Origin of the sequence: Actinomyces ruminis (genome assembly GCF_002154335.2) — a bacterium.
GTDB classification, from domain to species: domain Bacteria; phylum Actinomycetota; class Actinomycetes; order Actinomycetales; family Actinomycetaceae; genus Actinomyces; species Actinomyces ruminis.
Window position 1 is genome coordinate 1 of the sequence record NZ_MTPX02000087.1, and the last position, 5222, is coordinate 5222.

4 protein-coding genes and 1 pseudogene are annotated in these 5222 nt (G+C 62.6%); 2 read left to right on the forward strand and 3 right to left on the reverse strand.

Translation table 11 applies throughout. The features are described from left to right. The 3 genes from BW737_RS15270 to BW737_RS15280 all read right to left on the reverse strand — a co-directional run. Nucleotides 1–833, reverse strand: an 833-nt coding sequence (locus BW737_RS15270; RefSeq protein WP_143233420.1) for a DUF6571 family protein, incomplete at its 3' end; no start/stop codon positions are given. Nucleotides 834–927: 94 nt separating this feature from the next. Then, nucleotides 928–3009 carry a DUF6571 family protein gene (locus BW737_RS15275; protein ID WP_086616073.1) on the reverse strand — a complete coding sequence of 694 codons (2082 nt, stop codon included), beginning with the start codon at nt 3007–3009 and terminating at the stop codon, nt 928–930. Between the two features lie 58 nt (nt 3010–3067). Then, the gene (locus tag BW737_RS15280; protein ID WP_086616074.1) at nt 3068–3394 is read right to left on the reverse strand and encodes a hypothetical protein; all 327 of its coding nucleotides are present in this window, start codon (nt 3392–3394) and stop codon (nt 3068–3070) included. Nucleotides 3395–3792: 398 nt separating this feature from the next. Between BW737_RS15280 and BW737_RS15285 the strand changes: the two genes are divergently transcribed. Together BW737_RS15285 and BW737_RS15290 are read left to right on the forward strand one after the other, a co-directional pair. Then, nucleotides 3793–4491 carry a hypothetical protein gene (locus tag BW737_RS15285; RefSeq protein WP_143233421.1) on the forward strand — a complete coding sequence of 233 codons (699 nt, stop codon included), beginning with the start codon at nt 3793–3795 and terminating at the stop codon, nt 4489–4491. A gap of 354 nt (nt 4492–4845) precedes the next feature. Continuing rightward, a pseudogene (locus BW737_RS15290) lies at nt 4846–5222 on the forward strand (hypothetical protein); the annotation flags it as partial.

The window sequence follows — 5222 nt, forward strand, 5'->3', positions numbered from 1 at the left end:
TTGCCGGTAGCAGCCGCCTCGATGGTGGTGTCATTGAGTAAGCCGTAGTTCGCGGCATCAACGTAGGCCTGAGCAGTCAGCACTCTCTTCATGTCGGCGGCGTTGATGGTGTCGGAGGTGGTGTTGTTGTTTGTGTGTAGTTCGGCAATGCCGTCGAGGTAGCCCATGGTCTGCGCGGCGGACCGATACAGGCCGAGCAGGGTTGTTTCGGGATCGGTGGCCGTGGGCATTTTCTCGTCGATTTGGTTGTGGTGGTATTGGAGCATGCCGGTGACCAGTGTGTCGGCGGCGTGCTCGTCGTCGATGACGCGGTACAGGACGGTTTCGAACTGCGTGTCGGTAACCAGGCCGGACAGGCCATACAGGTCCGAACTATCCAGAGACTCACCACCCGCCAGGGCGGCGACCTCGTCGGGGCTGTTGGCGAGCAGGACGGCGAGGTTCTGCTTCAAGGTCTCGGTGTAGTCCTTGAGGGGAACCTGGCCGACGGCGAACTCCATTGATTTGGCGACTATCCACGTGGCCTTTGCGGCGGTTTGCTCGTCTTGGCTGCCGCGCATGGTCGAAGCCGCCGCCATGGCTGCCGTGAGCTCCTCCAAGCCGCTGGAGTTCCAGCGGCCTTCTTCGAGCGCCTCCCACCGCTGCAGGGCCTGTTCCCCAGGCACCCACTTCCCGTCGCTGATCTCACCATCGGGAGCCAAATACTCGAGGGCACCCTGGGTGTTGGCCTGGTCGCTGCTTGCGGTGCCTAGATCAAAACCAGGAATGTCCAGTTCGCTTCCGAAATAATGCGCGCACGCCACCAAAGGTGCGCATGCCAGTAGTAGCGTCATCAGGGCAGCGGACAGACGGCGCCTGGGGCGGGGCGTGCTGGCTCCGGATCGCATAATAAGAGAGTTCCTCATAAGGCCGACACGTTCTGCTGGCTCATTTGATCACCTTGGCGGCCTTGCCCTCTTCGTAGCCGCTGTTGCTGCTGGCTGTATCGATTTTGGTATCGAGGGAGTTCATGGTTGAGTCGTGTACGTCCCCATACCAGATCATGTATTCCTGGGCGGCGTCTGGTGTCATGGGGTCAGGGGCGGTGATGGTAGGTTGCCCGCCAACCTCGGTGTAGAAGGAGAACGGGGCGCCGTTGTTGCCGGTAGCAGCCGCCTCGATGGTGGTGTCATTGAGTAAGCCGTAGTTCGCGGCATCAACGTAGGCCTGAGCAGTCAGCACTCTCTTCATGTCGGCGATCTCGATAGTATCAGGCGTGTTCCAGTCCCGGGTCAGCTGATCAACGACGATGGGCTTGGCCACGGTTGAGCCGGTGCTGTACAGCAGCGGGCCAGCTACCGCCATACCGGTTCCGCCCGTTACAGCGCTTACCCCGGTGCCGAGCACGGTGGAGAATACGCTCAGTGCGGTTCCCATATTAGACTTGGCGTTGGCCTGTGCGGCGCTGTCGTCACCTGCGCGCAACTCGGCAATGCCATCAAGGTAGCCAATGGTCTTGGCCGCGAACGTGTACTCACTTGTCAAGGTCGCCTCAGCATCTGATGCGTCCGCCGCGGCCATCGCAGTGTCGATCTGGTTGCGGTGATACTGCCCCATGGCGGCGGCCAGAGTACTGGCGGCGTTCTCATCGTCAGTGACGCGGTACAACAGGGTCTCGAACTCCGCGTCAGTGACCAGGCCAGACAGGCCATAGCGCTGGTTGATTTCCAGTGATGTGCCACGGGCCAGGCCTGCGAGCTCTTCGGGGCTGTTCCCGAGCAGCACCGCGAGGTTCTGTTTCATGGTGGAGGTGAAATCGGCTTCCTCAACGTCGTTGACGAAGAAGGGGATGGCCTGCGCGGTCATCCAGGTGGCGCGCCCGGCGGCATCGGCCGGCGCGTTGGGGTCGCCGTCGGCGCCCCGATAGGCGGACGCCGCGGCGGTGGCCGCACTCAACCCGTCCAACCCGGTACCACCGTGGTAGTCCCAGTCACGTTTCCTGAGCATCTCCCAGCGCTTCTTGATCTCGGCGTCATTGGTGCCATCGCTGGTGAGATAGTTCAAGGAGGCCTCGGAGTTGGAACCCATGGCGGTCAGTACGCCGGCCAACGGGTCCGCCGTATAGAACTCTCCATTCACGAACGGTGGCGCACCGGCGAAGGGGACCGAGGTCGGATCGATGTCTTCAAGGTTGTCTGCGAGCGTGGTGAGGAACTCGGTACCGTACGCCGTCCCGGGCACAGACAACAGCGCATTGAGCGCCGTCATTGGGTTCGCAAGCTGCGGCTGAATGACCGCCGGATCGACCGCCTTGGTGAAGTCGGAAGCGAGCTCCGCCCCACCGACCTGATCCTGGCTGGCGGCGGCCAGGACGTGTGCAAGAGTCTCCAACGACTTAGTGAACCGCTCACCACCGTCATCCCCCTCATAGTCGACCTGATAATGACCGTCTAGCGTGTAGACGAGCTGCAAGTACTCTTCAGCGGAGAACTCACCGACGAAGGCGGCCCCATAGATCGGGATGTCGCGGTGCTTGTCGATTTGGTCGAGGATCTCCTCGGGGGTGCGTCCTTGGGAGGAGGTGCCGTTGGCGAGTGCCTCTCGGAGCTCGGTGGCTTCGGCCTTGGCGGTCTCGGCCGAGCCGGTGTTGTAGGCGTGGACGTTGGCGGCGGTGTCCATGCTGCGCCAGTAGGCGGCTTCGTCGGTGGTGCCTGGGGGTGGGTCGGGCAGATAATAGGACAGGGTGCCGTCGGGGTTGGTCATGGTGATGCCGGACTCGTTGATGTCGATGGCTTCCTGGCGGCGTGAGCGCAGTTCCTCGGCGAGATCGCGCAGGGTGTAGGTGGACTGTGCCAGGGGTCCTGAGCGCGGTCCTGCGGCGGTTGCGTCGACGACGGATGGCACCGGGTCGTGGTAGTAGCCGCTGGTTTGGTTGATGCCGTTGCGTTCGTGGTTGATTGCTTCGGCGCGGTCTTCGAGGTTGTCGATGACGGTTTGCATCTTGTCGGTGTCGATCTTGATGTAGGCCATGGGGCTTCGCTCCGTGCTTTGTGGGGGATATTGTGGGTGGCTCAGGGGCGTGTGGGTGTTAGGTGAGGGGCCATCTGGCCAGGGCGGGGCCCTCGGGTACCGTCTCCTGCCCGGCGTCGTAGAAGGCGTTCTCGGCGTCGGTCAGGTCGGAGACGATGTCGCCGATCGCCTCATAGGCGCCGGAGTCGGCAGTGTCGATGCTGGTGCGGTAGTTGTCGGCGACCGGCGAGGTCCACACGTTCTCGCTCAGCCCGGTATTGAAGGTCTCACTGTTTTGGGTGGTGGTGCCAGTGGTGGGGGCGGGTTCCTGGGCGTCCAGGCGGTAGCGTGAGCCCTGCGCGTATTCCTTGACCGCCTGGATCGCCTCCAGCTTGCGGTTGGGCACCTGCGGGTGTCGTCGCCGGCGGCATCGTCGTCGGCGTCGTAGGTGGGGGAGGACGGCATCAGGGCCTCGGTTCTCGCTGGTGGTGGTCTGGGAAGGTGTGTGGGCGCCCGGGCGCCCCGGTAACGATGGAGTCAACTTACCCTAAACGTAACGCCCCCGTCACAAGAAGACTGGTCGGTAGTCGTCCACCAGCGCCAGGGTGGCCCCAGCGGAAGGCGGGCGCTGGTGGACGACAACGGGGCGAGGGCGTTGGGTGCGGCTGTCACGTGTGGTTGACGTTGGCGCCGCGTCTTGTATGTCCGTCAGTCCTGGCAGTTGCTGTTGCTTGCGTGTGACCTGGGGTCGTGTGAGACTAGGTAACATCCCGATGACGAGCCCTTGCCCCATAGGAGTCACTGATGCGTCGTTTCCCGATTGGCTCACCCCGGTGGGTCCGTGCCGCCGCAGGCGTTGTGGTGCTGCTGCTGGTGTGTGGGCCGTTGGTGGCGTGTTCGTCGGGTTCGGATGAGGGCAGTCTGGATATCCCTACTTATGACCCTGAGGCTTGGGCGTCGGCGGAGGCGTCGGAGTCGGCTGCCGCTGCGGAGGCGTCTGCGTCGGCTGCGGCCTCTGCGGAGGCGGCTGGTGTGGTGACGGCGGAGTCGCTGTCCACTGAGCGGCATGTGATCACGTCGATCCCGGAGGATCTGGATGAGAAGCAGACCGAGATCCTCAAGGCCTTCGTCCACTATGACGAGGTGACCTGGAACATCTGGTTCACCCGCACCGGCATCGAGGATGCCCAGCCCCTCATGACCGCCGAGGCATACCAAAGACTTAAGAACAACGTGGACCAGACTGTCGCCGGACACACCGACGGTACGGTAAGAATCGCGGTGACGTCGGTCCTGACGTCCCCCTACTCTCCACCCAAGGCTACGGTCCAGGTCTGTGACGACCAGACCGACCTGGTGAAGTATGACGCTGACGGTAATGACATCAGTAACCCTGAGACGCTCCAGGTGCGCTACGAGATCGTTGTCACCATGGTTTATGAGGACGGCACCTGGAAGGAAGCCGCCGAGGAACGCCTGTCGACCAACGAGTGCACGGTGTGAACCATGCGGCGGAACTCTCGAAAGCTACTCGTCGCGCTGAGCGCGGCACTCCTGCTGGTACCTCCACTCGTAACCGCAGCTCCAGCGCACGCAGTCTGGCTAGATGATGATGCTGCCGGCGGCTCGTCTTCTGGTTCGGTGTCGTCTGGTGGGGATGGTTCGGTGACGATGACGGTGTATGCGGAGTCCACGTCGGCGGCGGCGGACGGGTCTGGGTCGGCTGGTTCTGGTGGTGGGGTGGCCACATCGTCGCAGGTGGTGACCGCTGCGGTGCATCCGGTGTGCTGGTACATGCAGAGTAGTACCGGTGCGGAGAAAGCGAAATATATCGAATCACCGAAATCCACCAGCTACATGAGTATTACACGCGGCAGTATGTGGGACGACTATAAGGCTCGCTACCCTGACTATGAGTCGTATGCGGATGATGAGGAGGGGCACTGGTACGTCCCGCGCTGCGACCCCCGTTACATGGCCGATGATGATGAGCGCGACTTCGGTGATATCATGGCGGACTACTACGCCGACCACGACCCCGTGTATGTGCCTGCTGGCGAGTCTGCTCCGGTTCCGGAGGTGGATGGGGTGACGTTGGCTCGGGCGGCGTGGGATGCGGTGACGATTCCTACGGCGACGATCAGTTATAACCCGATGTATGGGGGTGTGGGGGCGACGTTTGTGGGTATGGATACCTGGGTGTGGGCCACCGGTGACACCCCCAAGGAAGTGAC